This window comes from Mesorhizobium loti (assembly GCA_014189435.1).
Taxonomy (GTDB): Bacteria; Pseudomonadota; Alphaproteobacteria; order Rhizobiales; family Rhizobiaceae; genus Mesorhizobium; species Mesorhizobium loti_G.
Genome location: CP050293.1, coordinates 1,327,325 through 1,340,826, shown reverse-complemented (window position 1 = coordinate 1,340,826; position 13,502 = coordinate 1,327,325). Strand labels below are relative to the sequence as shown.

Annotated in this window: 10 protein-coding genes and 2 pseudogenes; 7 read left to right on the top strand and 5 right to left on the bottom strand. The window is 62.6% G+C overall.

Annotated elements, in window-relative coordinates:
- The first annotated feature begins 120 nt into the window (after window positions 1-120).
- The 4 genes and pseudogenes from HB777_06485 to HB777_06470 all read left to right on the top strand — a co-directional run bounded on the left by HB777_06485 (window position 121) and on the right by HB777_06470 (window position 4,145).
- On the top strand, window positions 121-1,107 hold the full coding sequence (locus HB777_06485) for an ABC transporter permease (GenBank protein ID QND63583.1): 987 nt from the start codon (window positions 121-123) through the stop codon (window positions 1,105-1,107).
- Between the two features lie 280 nt (window positions 1,108-1,387).
- Entirely contained in the window at window positions 1,388-2,572 is a 1,185-nt protein-coding gene (locus HB777_06480; GenBank protein QND63582.1) for a calcium-binding protein, read from the top strand.
- A 304-nt stretch (window positions 2,573-2,876) separates the two neighbouring features.
- Window positions 2,877-3,773: a hypothetical protein gene (locus HB777_06475; protein QND63581.1), complete on the top strand. Its 897-nt coding sequence runs from the start codon at window positions 2,877-2,879 to the stop codon at window positions 3,771-3,773.
- A 202-nt stretch (window positions 3,774-3,975) separates the two neighbouring features.
- A pseudogene (locus tag HB777_06470) lies at window positions 3,976-4,145 on the top strand (ABC transporter permease).
- 168 nt (window positions 4,146-4,313) lie between these two features.
- Here the strand turns inward: HB777_06470 and HB777_06465 are convergent.
- A complete protein-coding gene (locus tag HB777_06465) occupies window positions 4,314-4,589 on the bottom strand; it encodes a hypothetical protein (GenBank protein ID QND63580.1) in 276 nt (91 codons plus the stop codon).
- Between the two features lie 89 nt (window positions 4,590-4,678).
- Between HB777_06465 and HB777_06460 the strand changes: the two genes are divergently transcribed.
- A complete protein-coding gene (locus tag HB777_06460; protein QND63579.1) occupies window positions 4,679-6,340 on the top strand; it encodes a hypothetical protein in 1,662 nt (553 codons plus the stop codon).
- Between the two features lie 387 nt (window positions 6,341-6,727).
- On the opposite strand, the gene HB777_06455 is transcribed toward HB777_06460, so the two are convergent.
- From HB777_06455 to HB777_06440, 4 genes and pseudogenes are all read right to left on the bottom strand, one after another.
- Window positions 6,728-6,973, bottom strand: a complete 246-nt coding sequence (locus HB777_06455; protein ID QND63578.1) for a MoaD/ThiS family protein — start codon at window positions 6,971-6,973, stop codon at window positions 6,728-6,730.
- Window positions 6,961-9,232 (bottom strand): annotated as a pseudogene (locus HB777_06450) (xanthine dehydrogenase family protein molybdopterin-binding subunit). Before HB777_06450 ends, HB777_06455 begins: the two are co-directional and overlap by 13 nt.
- 1 nt (window position 9,233) lies before the next feature.
- Window positions 9,234-9,710: a (2Fe-2S)-binding protein gene (locus tag HB777_06445; GenBank protein ID QND63577.1), complete on the bottom strand. Its 477-nt coding sequence runs from the start codon at window positions 9,708-9,710 to the stop codon at window positions 9,234-9,236.
- Window positions 9,710-10,570, bottom strand: coding sequence for a xanthine dehydrogenase family protein subunit M (locus HB777_06440; protein QND63576.1), 861 nt, complete (start codon window positions 10,568-10,570; stop codon window positions 9,710-9,712). The genes HB777_06445 and HB777_06440 overlap by 1 nt, the downstream gene beginning before the upstream one ends.
- Before the next feature lie 239 nt (window positions 10,571-10,809).
- On the opposite strand from HB777_06440, the gene HB777_06435 reads away from it, so the two are divergent.
- Both HB777_06435 and HB777_06430 read left to right on the top strand, forming a co-directional pair.
- On the top strand, window positions 10,810-11,634 hold the full coding sequence (locus HB777_06435) for an N-formylglutamate amidohydrolase (protein ID QND68685.1): 825 nt from the start codon (window positions 10,810-10,812) through the stop codon (window positions 11,632-11,634).
- Window positions 11,631-13,499, top strand: coding sequence for a flavohemoglobin expression-modulating QEGLA motif protein (locus HB777_06430; GenBank protein ID QND63575.1), 1,869 nt, complete (start codon window positions 11,631-11,633; stop codon window positions 13,497-13,499). Before HB777_06435 ends, HB777_06430 begins: the two co-directional genes overlap by 4 nt.
- Window positions 13,500-13,502 lie beyond the last annotated feature (3 nt).

Sequence of the window (13,502 nt, the reverse complement as noted above, 5' to 3'; positions counted from 1 at the left end):
CGCCAAAGCTGCCAATCTCCCCACCCGTGGGGGAGATGGCCGGCAGGCCAGAGGGGGGCGCCGTAGAGCATCATCCTCGCCTGCCTATCGCCCCGGGCAAACCCCACCACGAGCCACCCCATGAGCACCACCGCGATCACGCCAACCCCCGTCCCCTTCGGCCGCCGCCTGAAACGCTTCATGGCCGACCGGCCGCTGATCCCACTGATGATCCTGCTCGTCATCCTGGTGGTGATCCTGCAGATCCTGCGTCCCGGCATCGTCAACGAGCGCTGGATCGCCAACACCATCAAATTCGCCATTCCCCTGGCGATCCTCGCCGGCTGCCAGACCATGACCATGCTGACCGGCGGCATCGACCTGTCGGTCGGCACGGTGGCGACGATGAGCGCCTTCATCATGGCGACGCAAGTCGTCAACCAGGACCCGGCGGTGGCCTTCCTGCTGGCGATGATGCCGGCGGTGCTGATCGGCCTCGTCAACGGCATCGGCGTCGGCGTCTTTCGCGTCCACCCGCTGATCATGACGCTGGGCACCAGCCTGATCGGCACCGGCTGCCTGCAGGTCTACCAGCGCACGGTGATCGCGTCGGGCGCCAAAATCCCCGACTTCCTCGCCTGGCTCGGCACCGGCCTGACCTGGGGCATCCCCAACGCGCTGCTGCTGTTCGTGCCGCTGGCGGCGCTGATCGTCTTCACGCTCGCCCGCACCGGCTTCGGCCGCCTGCTTTACGCCGTCGGCGACAATGAACGCGCAACGCGCCTGTCCGGCGTGCAATACTGGCAGGTCATCACCGCGCTCTATGTGATCTCCAGCGTGCTCGCCGGCATCACCGGCCTGCTCTATATCGGCCTGATCAAGGCCCCTTCCCTATCACTGGCCGAACCGCTGGTGCTGCCCTCGGTGGCCGCCGCCGTGATCGGCGGCACCTCCATTTTCGGCGGCCGCGGCGGCTACACCGGCACCATCATCGGCGCGCTGATCCTGACCGTGCTGACGACGCTCTTGACCATCCTTCAGATGCCCGAAGGCGCGCGGCGGATCTTGTTCGGGCTGATCGTGCTGTTCGTGACGGCGGCCTATCTGAGGATTGTCGAGGAGCGGTAGGGGCCTTGATGGCCAGCCGGCTCGCGACAAAATCGTCCGCAGCAGGCCCAGCCTGCGAGCTTGCTTCCAGAAGGCGTCAGTAAATAAGCATTCTCTAAATATAGAAGTTGCTTAATATCTGATACGAGAGATTTTTTCTATCCTTTGTCATGGAATCTTCTCCATGACTACTGGCGGCCAAATAAAACACTGCTAGACTTCTCCTATTGCCGGCAGCGGCGGGGCTCTGACGCCTCGAAAACACCCTTGTCATGGCGACGTCGTCGAATTGTGGAGAAGAATGAACATGGTAATCAATGGCACGACCGCTGGTGAAACGCTGAACGGCACGTCGACAGCCGACGTCATTTCCGGCAAGGGCGGAAACGACATCATCTATGGCAATGGAGGCAATGACGTCATCTACGCCTACAGCGTCGGCTACACATCGTTTTATCTCGGCAACGCCCGCATCTGGGGCGGCGGTGGCGACGACAAGATCTATCTGCAGAACTCGAACATCACCAACTATGCCTATGGCGAGCAAGGCAGCGATCAAATCACGGGGCTCGGCGCCAACGACGTCATCGACGGTGGAAGCGATAACGACATCATCGATGGCGGCGGCGGCGCCGACAGCCTCTACGGTGGCACGGGAAATGACATCATCAAGATGGGCATTGGAAGCTCGACTGCCGCGTCGATCATCGATGGCGGCTATGATGACGACGATATGTATCTCAGCTACAGCGGCAATCTGACCGCCAATGGCGGACAGGGCTATGACGACTTCTTTGTCGGGCAGCCTTGCTTCGGCGGCACGAAATATGATGGCGGAACCGAAACGGACAGGATCGTCGCTACCCAGAGCAATATCCTGATCGGCATCAAATCCATCACCGGTATCGAGCAGATCACCAACACCAGCCTGGAGTTCGGCACCTTCACCGGCGTGAAGATTTCCGCCTATGCGGGATCGGCGCCTCTCGATTTCACACAGACCGCCCTGGACGGCATCGCCGAAATCCGAGGCTACAGCACCGACAACAACGTCATCTACCTTGCCGGCAAGAACACGAGTGACGCAACCGGCCTTGGCCGTGCCGATCTCGTCAATGCCGGAGACGGCGACGACATTGTCTATGGCGGTTTTCTCAACGACACGCTCAACGGTGAAAACGGCAACGATACGCTCGCCGGCGGTGCGGGAGATGGCGACCAGATTACCGGCGGCGCCGGCGTCGATACGTTTATCTTCCATTTCGGCGATGGCGCCGACACGATCACCGATCTGTCGCTGGCCGCCGCGGGCGAGCATGTCAGCATTGGCGCTTTCGCGGGCGTCGACGATTTCTCCGATCTCGCCGGCCTGATGTCGCAGGTCGGCGCCGACACGGTCATCGATTTCGGTGGCGGAGATACGCTGACCCTGGCCGGCATCACCGCGACCAGCCTGACCGCCGCGCAGTTCGATTTCTTTGTATGAGCAACGCGCCTCACGGCGCCTGGCGCGGCGCCGTGAGGGCTGACGCATCGCTCCGTGCTCAGACCACCTGGATCACCAGCAATCCAGCGATCGAGCACAAAGATGAGTGACGAATGATCCAGGGAGTTGAAAGCCCGTCGCTTTCGCGGTTTTTGCCAACTATATTAGCTACTGTTGAATTGTATTGGAGGACGCAGCGCCGGATCAACTATGTTTTCTCAGCGCTCGCCTTTAATCATTGATCAACTGCTGTGCTTCATTCTACGAATCGCATGCAAAGCATGGGAAATTCAGGGATTCCTCAATGCAGATTATCTCGGACCTCACTGCTACGATACAGAAGCTGGCGTCCGCCAGGAGCGGTTTTGCTGGAACAAGCCAGCCGACGTTCCTCAAGGCAGGCACAGCGTTGCGGGTCGAGGCTCCGGTCATCCGGCCGGGCGCCGCCGGCAATGAGGACACCACCGAGTATGACCTGTTCGGCAGCTTTGGCCAGGCCTCCCAGGCGGAGGTGCCAGTGGCTTCATCCGGCGGTGCGGCGCAGGCCCCCACGACAACGGCGGACGACCCTTATATGCGCGCCGGCAAAGCCAATTATGGCGAACTCTATGCCGAATATACGCGCTTCATCAGTTCGATGGTCGAAGCCGACCGCCGGCACGAAGACTCCACCATTGCGCGCCGTTTCATCCCTGCCGGCGAGACGCAGGAAACGGTGATGGCAATGGAAGAGCATGATTATATGTGGGCCGTCCAGGACGAGATGGAGGCTGCCGCCGACCGCATCCCGCAGGCGCAGACCAACAAGGCGATCAGCAACCAAAGCCTGAGCTACGCCGACGCAAGCAAGATGACTTCCGATGCATTGTTCAGCCTGCAGAAGGCATTGCCGGTTCTGAACGCGGCGTTGGCGCGAACCAGCCCCGAGGCCGTTGAAGCGCGGCTGCAAAGTATCGGCGACGACCCGAAGCTCCAACGTCTCGCGCAGCAGCTGGCCAAGAGCGATAGTCTCTCCGTCAAGAGCAACCTGCGCTACGTCGACAGGATCGTCAAAAGCATCGAGAGTGGCTTCAACAAGGTCGATGGCGACCTTCTGGTCAAGAATGACCAAGGCCAGTACCAGCTTGGCGATTTCTCGATCTCGTTCAAGGGCCAGGCGATGCTGACCTCCAGGGATACATTCGAAGCGTTCGCGGGCTGAGTCCCCTCGCGGCACCCGTCACATCGGCGTGGATCTGCCGGTGCGGCCCCGGCCGCATCGATGGCGCGCAGGATGGTGTTCGCATTGCGCCATCCGATCCTGGCCAGGGCAGATGCCGTTTCCGCGCGGGCGGAATCGAACGGGGGCCTGGTCGGGTGTCGGGGTCGCGGCCCGGTCGATGTCGTTGCTGGTGCCCAGCGACACCTCCATCTTCGGCGGCCGCGGCGGCTACACCGGCACCATCATCGGCGCCCTGATCCTCACCGTGCTGACGACGCTGCTGACGATCTTGCAGATGCCGAAGGGGCACGGCGGATCCTGTTTGGGCTGATCGTGATGGCGGCTTATTTAAGGATAGTGGAGGAGCGGTAAGGGTGGGTTGAGGTCGATGGCTGCTTTCGGGCCGGAAGCGGATCGGCAGCTTTGGGCTGCGCATCTTCAAGAGCGGACCTTCACGTCTCTTGCGGTTCTTCGCTGGGGCCGCCTCAGCTCGTGCCAAACATTCGCGCCACCCCCGCAAAACGCCTCGGTCATTCGTACTCAGTATGATGCCAGCGTCGCCTCTGTTTGCGCACAATATACGAAAGAAATAAAAGCAGGCGGATCCGGCGGAAGGAATTCCTTCTGATGCTTCCATGCGAGACAGAGGGCGTATGTATCGAAGGGTTTGTGTTCTCGCCGTTCTTCAATACCGCCATTTACAAATGTAAGAGAAATAACATGCGCGGTTGCATTCTCAATTTGGGAGTCCGCTTTTGCAGCAGTTTGCGCTGTCAAAAGGAGAGCGAGCGCGATGATGAACCTGGTCGGTTTCATGTCAGCCTCCTGCCGAACCCAGTGCCGCCAGGATCGCTTGGTTGCGGCGACCGAATGGGCTAGGTTAGGGAGCGCGCCATGAGGGTGAAATGTCCCGAAAGGCTCCTGAAATTGACCCGAAATCTGCCGAAACGATCGCGTTTGGCGGTTTTGTTTTCCTGACCAGATTCAACGAACTCCGAACGGTTGAAGGCAAAGCGATCGATCTCCGCAGCCAGTCCGCCGAGGTGCTCTCCGTGCTCGCGGCGCGACCGGGCGAGATCGTGTCCAAGGATGCGCTGATGCAGGCGGTTTGGCCCGATACCTTCGTGACCGACGACAGCCTTACCCAATGCATTGCCGATATCCGCCGCGCATTGGCGGACGACGCGCATGCGATCGTGGAAACCCTCCCCAGGAGAGGCTACCGGCTGAATGCCCATCCATCGGACGCAACGGACCTAAACGCCGCGGCCGTCATGGGACGAGCCAAGACGCGACGCGGGGTCATCCTTACTGCGATCGTCCTCGTCGCGGCAGCGATCGGCGTATACTACGGCGCGGAAGCATGGCGAGCCACTCCGGTTCGTTCGGACGACATGCCGAGGATTGCGATCCTTCCCTTCGACGACATGAGTGCCGGTGCGGACAAGGGATATCTCAGCGATGCCGTTGCCGAGGGAATCATCACCGAGCTTGCGCGGAGCAAGACTTATGCCGTCATCGCCCGGAACTCGAGTTTCAGGTATCGCGGGAAGCCCACCGACACCAGGCAGATCGGAGATGAACTCGGGGTCGACTACCTGCTTGAGGGCAGTCAGCAGAAGATCGGAGACCGGCTGAAAGTGACGGCCCAATTGCTGAGTGCGCATGACGGATCGCATGTCTGGGCCAACACCTACAACCGCGAGATCGGCGATCTTTTCGTCGTCCAGGAGGAAATCATCCGCACGCTTGCGGAACGGGTCGGGCGCAGGATCGAGCGCCCTCTGCCACAGAGCGGTTCTGCCAAGGTCAGTGCGCTCCACTATCACCTGATGGGGATCGCCGAGATTCGAGAGAATTTCTCGGCTGCGAGGAACGAGCTGTTTCGGCAGATGGAGCTCAAGGCGATCGAAGAGGATCCGAACTCGCAGTTCGGCTATATCGGGCTGGCTTGGTCCTATCGCAACGATGCGATGTTCGGCTGGAACGAGCAGGACCGTGACGAGGCGTTGAACCGCGCGGCCGAATACGCCGACGAGGCCATCGAGCTCGGTCCTGATGACGCTGAAGCGCATAATATCCGCGCCAGCATCCACACCGAAGCCGGCGAGGTGGAGCAGGCCCTTGCGCAGTTCGATCAGGCAATCGCCCTGAACCCGAGCAACTCGGATATCCTGGTCCGCAGCACGGATCTGCTACTCTATGTTGGTCGTACAGACGAAGCGATCGATCGCATCAGGCAGGCCATGGGCATCGATCCTTTCTACCCGGACGACTTCAACTGGCAGATGGGCTGGGCGCTCTGGGAAAAGAACGATTGCGGGGCCGCGCTGGCCGCTATGCGGAAAATGTCCACAATCCCGATCGGCGCGCATCGAATGCTTGCTGGAATCCAAGCATGTCTGGGAAACAAGCGCGAGGCAAAGGAAGCACTTGCGGTTTTCCTCCAGAACACTCCCAGTGAATCCATCAGTAAAGAACGCAGGGAGTGGGGCAAGATTTGGACCGCACCCGGAAGCCTCGACCGCTGGATCGAACACATGCGGTTCGCTGGGTTGCCGGAGTGATCATCCTTCACAGGAATATTGGGTGCGGGGTGTCGGGAATTGCCGCGACTACGACTTGCCGCATGGCCATCCGCGATGTCCGCTTCTGAGCGAAGACAAATTTGCGTTAATGGCCGACATTGGGCGCAAAGCAGACCCTCCTCCGGTCGGATTCAACAGCGCACAGCCTCACCCTTACCAAAATCTAGCCAGCGACCTCAGAATCGCCTTGGTGCCGGCCGTCTGCCTGCAGGCTTGCGAAACTCCGGCCGCCCGTCGCGCCCAGCACGGCGTCTTCGATGGCGCGCAGGATAAGGCTCGCACCAGTTCCGCGCGGGCGGAAGCGAACTGGATCTTGTCGGATGTCGGGTCGCGGCCTTGGCCGCCGATGGCAGGGCAGCTGTCCGCTCATCCCCCCGCCAGCCTCGGCAACAAAAATATCTCCGCACCCTGCGGCAGCTTCTTCGACCACGTATCGCGATAGATCGTCCCGTCGATGGCGACGGCGATGCCTTTGTCGATCCAGGGTTCGAGGCCGGGATACTGTTCAGCCAGCTTCCTGAACAGCTCCCTTATGTCCTTGGCCTCGATCTCGACCTTGCTGTTGCCTCCGGCGGTCGCGGCGAGCGAGCCCCAGAGGGTTACTTCGACCATTCCCGTTCCGCCTCGATCGCCGCCAGGATGCGCGGCGGCGACATCGGGATATGCGTCATGCGCACGCCAGCGGCGTTCGACACCGCATTGGCGATCGCCGCCAGCGGCGGCACGATCGACGTCTCGCCGACCCCGCGCACCCCGTAAGGATGGTTGGGGTTGGGGATTTCGAGGATCTGCGTGTCGATCATCGGCAGGTCGGAGCAGACCGGGATGCGGTAGTCGAGGAAGCCGGCGTTCTGCAGCCGCCCGTCCTTGCCGTATATATACTCCTCGTTGAGCGCCCAGCCGATGCCTTGCGCGGCACCGCCCTGGTACTGTCCCTCGACATAGGTCGGGTGCACCGCCTTGCCGGCATCCTGCACGACCGTGTAGCGGATGACCCTCGTAGCGCCGGTCTCGGGATCGACCTCGATATCGCAGATATGGGTGGCGAAGGAGACGCCGGCGCCATCGGCCACGAGCTCGCTGTGGCCGGCGATCGGTCCGCCGGTCTTGCCCGATTCTGACCGCGATCTCCTTCAGCGACAGCTTGCCGAGATTGCCGTGCTTCTCGCCCTTGGCGATCGCGTGGCCCTTTTCCCAGACCACGTCGTCGACGGCAATGTCCCACATCTGCGCGGCGCGCTCGCGCAGGATCTTGATCGCGTTGCGGGCGGCCGAGATCGTCGCCATTGACGAGGAGAAGGTGCCGCGGCTGCCGTCCGTCATGTCGTTGTAGCCGAGGCTGGACGTATCGGCGACGATCGCCTTGACCTGGGAGTAGTCGATGCCGAGTTCCTCGGCCGCCACCAGCGACAGCGACGCGCGGGAGCCACCGACGTCGACCGTGCCGACGGCAAGCGAGACCGAGCCGTCCATGCCGATGTTGAGGTCGGTGCAGGTCTGGCCGCCGAAGTTGAACCAGAAGCCGCAAGCCATGCCGCGGCCCTGGTTCTTGCCCAGCGGCGCCTTCATGTGCGGATGGCTCTTCACCGCCTCGAGCGTCGGGCCGATGCCGATCGGGCCGTAGACCGGGCCGTAGGAGGACCTTGTGCCTTCCTGCGCGGCGTTTTTGATGCGGAAGTCGACCGGATCCATGCCGATCTTCTTGGCCAGCTCGTCGACCGCGCTTTCCACCGCGAACGCCGCCATCGGCGCAGAAGGCGCGCGATAGGCCGCGGTCTTCGGCCGGTTGACCAGCACTTCGTAGCCGACCGTCTTGACGTTCTCGAGCTTGTAGCAGGCAAACGCCGTCATGGCGCCGATCTCGGCCCAGGAGCCGGCATACGGGCCGCAGGAATAGCGCAGCGTCGCTTCGGCGGCGGTGATCGTGCCGTCCTTGCGGGCGCCGATCTTGACGTCAATCGAGGTGGCGCTGGTCGGGCCCGAGGCGCGGAACACCTCGTCGCGGGTCATCACCAGCTTCACCGGCCGTCCGGCTTTGCGCGACAGCGCCAGCGCCACCGGCTCGGCCCAGACATGGGTCTTGCCGCCAAAACCGCCGCCGATCTCCGAGGAGGTGACGCGCAGTTTCGAGGCTTCCATGCCAAGCAGCTGGGCGCAGTGCTGGCGGTAGACGAAGTGGCCCTGCGTGCACACCCAAAGGTCGGCGGTGCCGTCTGAGCTGAAATTCGCCACGCAGGCATGCGGCTCGATATAGCCCTGGTGCGTCTGCTCGGTCTTGAAGGAGCGCTCGACGATGAAGTCAGCGTGCCCGAAACCCTGATGGACATCGCCATGGCCAAACTGGCTGCGCTTGGTGACGTTGGAGGGTTTTACCGGCTTTTCCTCGAGGCCCTCGGTGAAGATGGCATCATTGATCAAGGGCGCCGTGTGCTTCGCCGCCTCGTCGACATCGGTGACATGCGGCAAAAGCTCGTATTCGATCTCGATGAGCTTCAGCGCCTGCCTGGCGGTGCGGGCGTCGATCGCGGCCACCGCGGCCACCGCGTGGCCGTCATAGAGCGCCTTCGTGCGCGCCATGCAATTGTCGAGGACGTCGTACATGGCGGCATCGCCATCGGTGAGGTCCGGCAGGTCGGCCGCGGTGACCACCGCCTTGACGCCGGCGAGCTTCTCCGCCTTCGACGTGTCGATCTTGACGATCCTGGCGTGGGCGTGCGGGCTGCGCAAAATGCGCCCGACCAGTTGGCCGGCCATGTTGAAGTCGGCGCCGTAGCGGGCGCGGCCCGTCACCTTGTCGATGCCGTCGGGACGGATCGGACGCGTGCCGACCGATGTGAATTTACGTCCGGAAAAACGTGGATCGAAATTCATCTCAAGCTCCCTTCATCACGATGGCCGCGTCCTGGACGGCGCGCACGATCTTGTCGTAGCCGGTGCAGCGGCAGAGGTTCCCGGCAAGGCCGAAGCGGATTTCCTCCTCGGTCGGGTCGGGGTTCTTGGCCAAAAGGTCCTTGGCTGCGATCAGGAAGCCCGGCGTGCAGATGCCGCATTGCAGTGCTGCGTGCTCGAGGAACTTCTGCTGCAGCGGATGCAGCCTGTCGCCATGCGCCATGCCCTCGATGGTCTCGACGCGCCGCCCTTCGGTCTCCGCGCCGAGCACCAGGCAGGAGCACACCAGCCGGTCGTCGAGGATGACGCTGCAGGCGCCGCAGTCGCCGGTGCCACAGCCTTCCTTGGCGCCCGTCAGTCCCAGGCGATCGCGCAGGACATCGAGCAGCGTCTCGTCGGGCTGGCACAGGAACTCGACAGTGTCGCCGTTGATTGTGGTTGAAACTGCTACACCAGCCATCATTTGCCTCCTGCACGTGCATAGGCGGTCGTGGCGGCCCGCTTGGCCAGCACGCCCGCAACTTTTCTTCTGAATTCGATGGTGCCGCGCTTGTCGTCGATGGGACGGCAGGCCCCCGCGCACACCTTGGCGAGCCGCTCCAGCGTCGCTTCGTCCAGCCTGGAGCCGACGAGCACCTGCGCGGCCTCTTCGACCAGAAGCACCGTCGCCGCCACGGCGCCCAGCGCCACGCGGGCCGATTTGACGACACCGTGCTCATCGAGCGTCAGGTTCACGCCGGCGCTGACCACCGCGATATCCATCTCGGTGCGTGGAATGAACCGCAGATACGCATCGCCCGAGCGCGGCGCTTGGCTGTCGAGCAGGATCGCCTCGATGATCTCGCCTTTGGCGAGCGACGTCTTGCCCGGTCCGATCGGCACGCTCTGCACGGGAATCGTGCGCCTGCCCGCCGGCCCGACGACCACTGCCCTGGCGCCGGCGGCAACCAGCGCCGGCACACTGTCGGCGGCCGGCGAAGCGTTGCAGAGATTGCCTGTTATGGTGCAGCGTCCCTGCACCTGCTTGGAGCCGATCAGCTTGGCCGCCTCGACGACGCCAGGCCATGCCTTCTTCAGGGCAGCGCTCTCTCCCAGGACGGCGCAGGGGACCGCGGCGCCGATGCTGAAGCCGTCTCCTGTCTCCCTGATCTCGCTCAAGCCGTCGATCGCCTTGATGTCGACGATCAGGTCGGGTTCGATGAAGCCGCCCTTCATCCTCACCAGCAGGTCGCTGCCTCCCGCGAGAATTGCTGATGTACCGGACGAGCCGGCCAACTGGCCAACGGCATCTTCCATTGAAAGCGGACGTATGTAGCGCATCGTCTCCCCTTGATCTTCGCGATTTCAGCGACCGTTATAAACAGTCTCCTCATAATGACCATCCGGTTCCGTATCGCGGCATTGAGCCAGGCGCCCAACCTGAATTGGCGTACGGAGTGCGAACCGGAAATCATTGAGAAAGCCCAGCTTGGAGCAAATTCCTGGTTTCCTCAAGGGTGTAAAACGTTAGGCTTGCGTGGCGAACCGGAACCGTCCGCCCTCTCCGCGCATTTCAGTGGATCGTGAACAAGCCCATTTTCAACACCACTTCGAACGGGTCAGCGGCAGGCTGGACAATCAAGCGCGGTCAATCGCCCGTCATTGGCACGGCGATCCACAGCGGCTGCGATGTCGGGTCCGTCTGCCAACCGCTGCTGTCCATCTCCAACGCCGACCGGCTGCGGGAGGAGGACCCCTTCACCGAACAGTTTATCGCCGATTTCCCGACCCAGATCCTCGTTCATCGATCGCGCTTTCAAGTCGATCTGAACCGGGCGCGCGAGGCTGCGATCTATCTGTCGCCGGACCAGTCCTGGGGCCTGAATGTGTGGCAAGAGCCACCGGGCGAGGAAATCGTAGCCGAGTCCCTCGCCTTTCACGACGCGTTCTATGCCGAGCTCAAGCGTGTCCTCGTCGATGTCGAAAAACGCTACGGCAGGTTCGTCCTTGTCGACGTCCACAGCTACAACCACCGGCGCGAGGGGCCGGAAGGAGCGCCCGCGTCACAAGATGGCGCGCCCGATATCAATATCGGCACATTCTCGATGGACCGCGGGCGCTGGGCGCCGGTCGTCGATGCGTTCATCGAGGCGCTTCGCGGCCAGCGTCTCGACGGCGAGCCGATCGACGTGCGCGAGAACGTATCCTTCCAGGGCAAGGGCGAACAGACCCGCTTCGTCCATGCCAATTTCCCACAAACCGGGTGTGCCATCGCGGTCGAGTTCAAGAAGATCTTCATGGACGAATGGAGCGGCGAACCCGACTGGGGCACAATCGAGCGGCTGCGCGCCATGCTGGCATCGACGGTGCCCGTTCTGGTAGAGGCGCTGCGGGCCATGCGATGAGGCCGAAGCTCGTCGAACCCGCGTCTCCATTGGCGCAAATCGAAGCAGATCTGGACACGCTTTTCCGGGACGGCAAGCCGATCCGCCGCGAATTCGGCAACGGCAACCGTTTGCACATGGATCGGCCGCTGCCCTTTCTGTGTGTCCATGTCGGGTCGCATCAGGATGCGGCATTCCATGCCGTCTCCGCCAACGCGTCCTATCTGATCGCGGCCGACATCGACCTCGCCGGCGAGGTCGCGCGGCTGGTGGCGCGAAGGATCCGCGACCACTGCGGCGCATTCCTCATGCTGGACATCGGCGAGTTGGCCGAAGACCGCTTCCTGACGGAAGATGTTCCGTTCCTGCCGCCTTTCGAGATTGCGCTGGCTTGCGGCAACACGGCGGCGGAGAAGGCGGCACTCAAGCGCTTCACTGATGCCGCGTCGGCCCGCGAAGCAAAATATCGCACGCCGCGTGTCGACGAACTCAACCCCACGACATCAGCCGAAGCAAGGCTCTGGGATGATCCCGGTGACGTGGCGTGCCTGACGGTGCGCTTCGCACCGATCTACAGGGTGCCGGGCACCAGGCGCGTCTACCCCGAACTCCACGACCTCGTCGTCGCCAACATGGTCGATGCCGCGCTGCAGGCTGTCAGCGCCTTCCTGAAGGCATCAGGCCTGGAACAGCCTGCGACCCATCGTGCCCTGGGGCGCCGCGCCTACATCGACGCGGTCGTGCGCGCCGACCGGGCGCTCGACAATGTCGCGTCAACGTTCGATTTTCTGCTTGCCGTCACACCGATCAACGCCGAACCAGCCTGGCGGGAATTCCAGGCAGGCGCCTTCGAGCGTGTGCCCGCCCTGCTTTACCGGCCGCTCGAGTTCGAGGTCGCCGACCAGAAGCGCAAGCTCTATGCGGTCTCGCTCGATCATCTGGAAGATACGCTCCTGACCCGGCTGCTGTCTGAAAAGCAGCAGGAACTCGATCTCCAGCTGTCGATGCTCGCGGCACGCGAAACGCCGCGTTTCGTCGAACTCGGACGAGCCCTCTATGGCAGCGTCGAGCCGAGCCTGGCGGCAAGGGCCCGCACCATTTTCGAAAGGCTGCCGCGGATTGCCTCGGTGACCCGGCAGAAGGGCCTCGATGCTGACGCTGTTGCCGCCGCCGCGCGCGACATGATCGCCGGATATCGGGCCGCTTATCCCGATTTCGATGCTTCCGTGGAGATTCGCAGCGACCTGCCGGCGGGCCTCCTGGTCTCGCGAAACCGATTGCTGGTTTCGCGCGATACCAGCCTTCCACCGGAGCGTCTGACCGCGCTGCTCAGCCACGAGATCGGCGTTCACCTGCTGACCTATTTCAACGGCGATGCGCAGGGGCTCGCCATCTTCCGCAACGGGCTGGCCGGCTACGAGGGCATGCAGGAGGGACTGGCCGTGCTGGCTGAATATCTGGTCGGTGGCATGACCGCGGCGCGTTTGCGGCTGATCGCGGCCAGGGTCATCGTGTGTCAGGCGATGCTCGACGCCGCAACCTTCGAGGAGGCCTTCCACCTTCTCCACAGGGATTTCGGTCTCGATGATCACGGCGCCTTCAACGTCGTTCTGCGAGTCTATCGAGGCGGTGGCCTTGCCAAAGACGCCATCTATCTGCGCGGCCTGGTGCAGATCCTCGATCATCTCAAGAACGGCGGCAGCCTCACTCCGTTCTGGATCGGCAAGATATCCGCCGCGCATTTCGGCGCGATCCAGGAACTCAACGCGCGCGGCCTGCTGCGGGCGCCGCGCCTCGAACCTGCGTTTCTCTCTTCCGACGCAGCCCGTCCGCGCCTCAAGAAAGCAATGGCGGGAATTGATCCGATCGATATGGTTGAAACCTGAGCG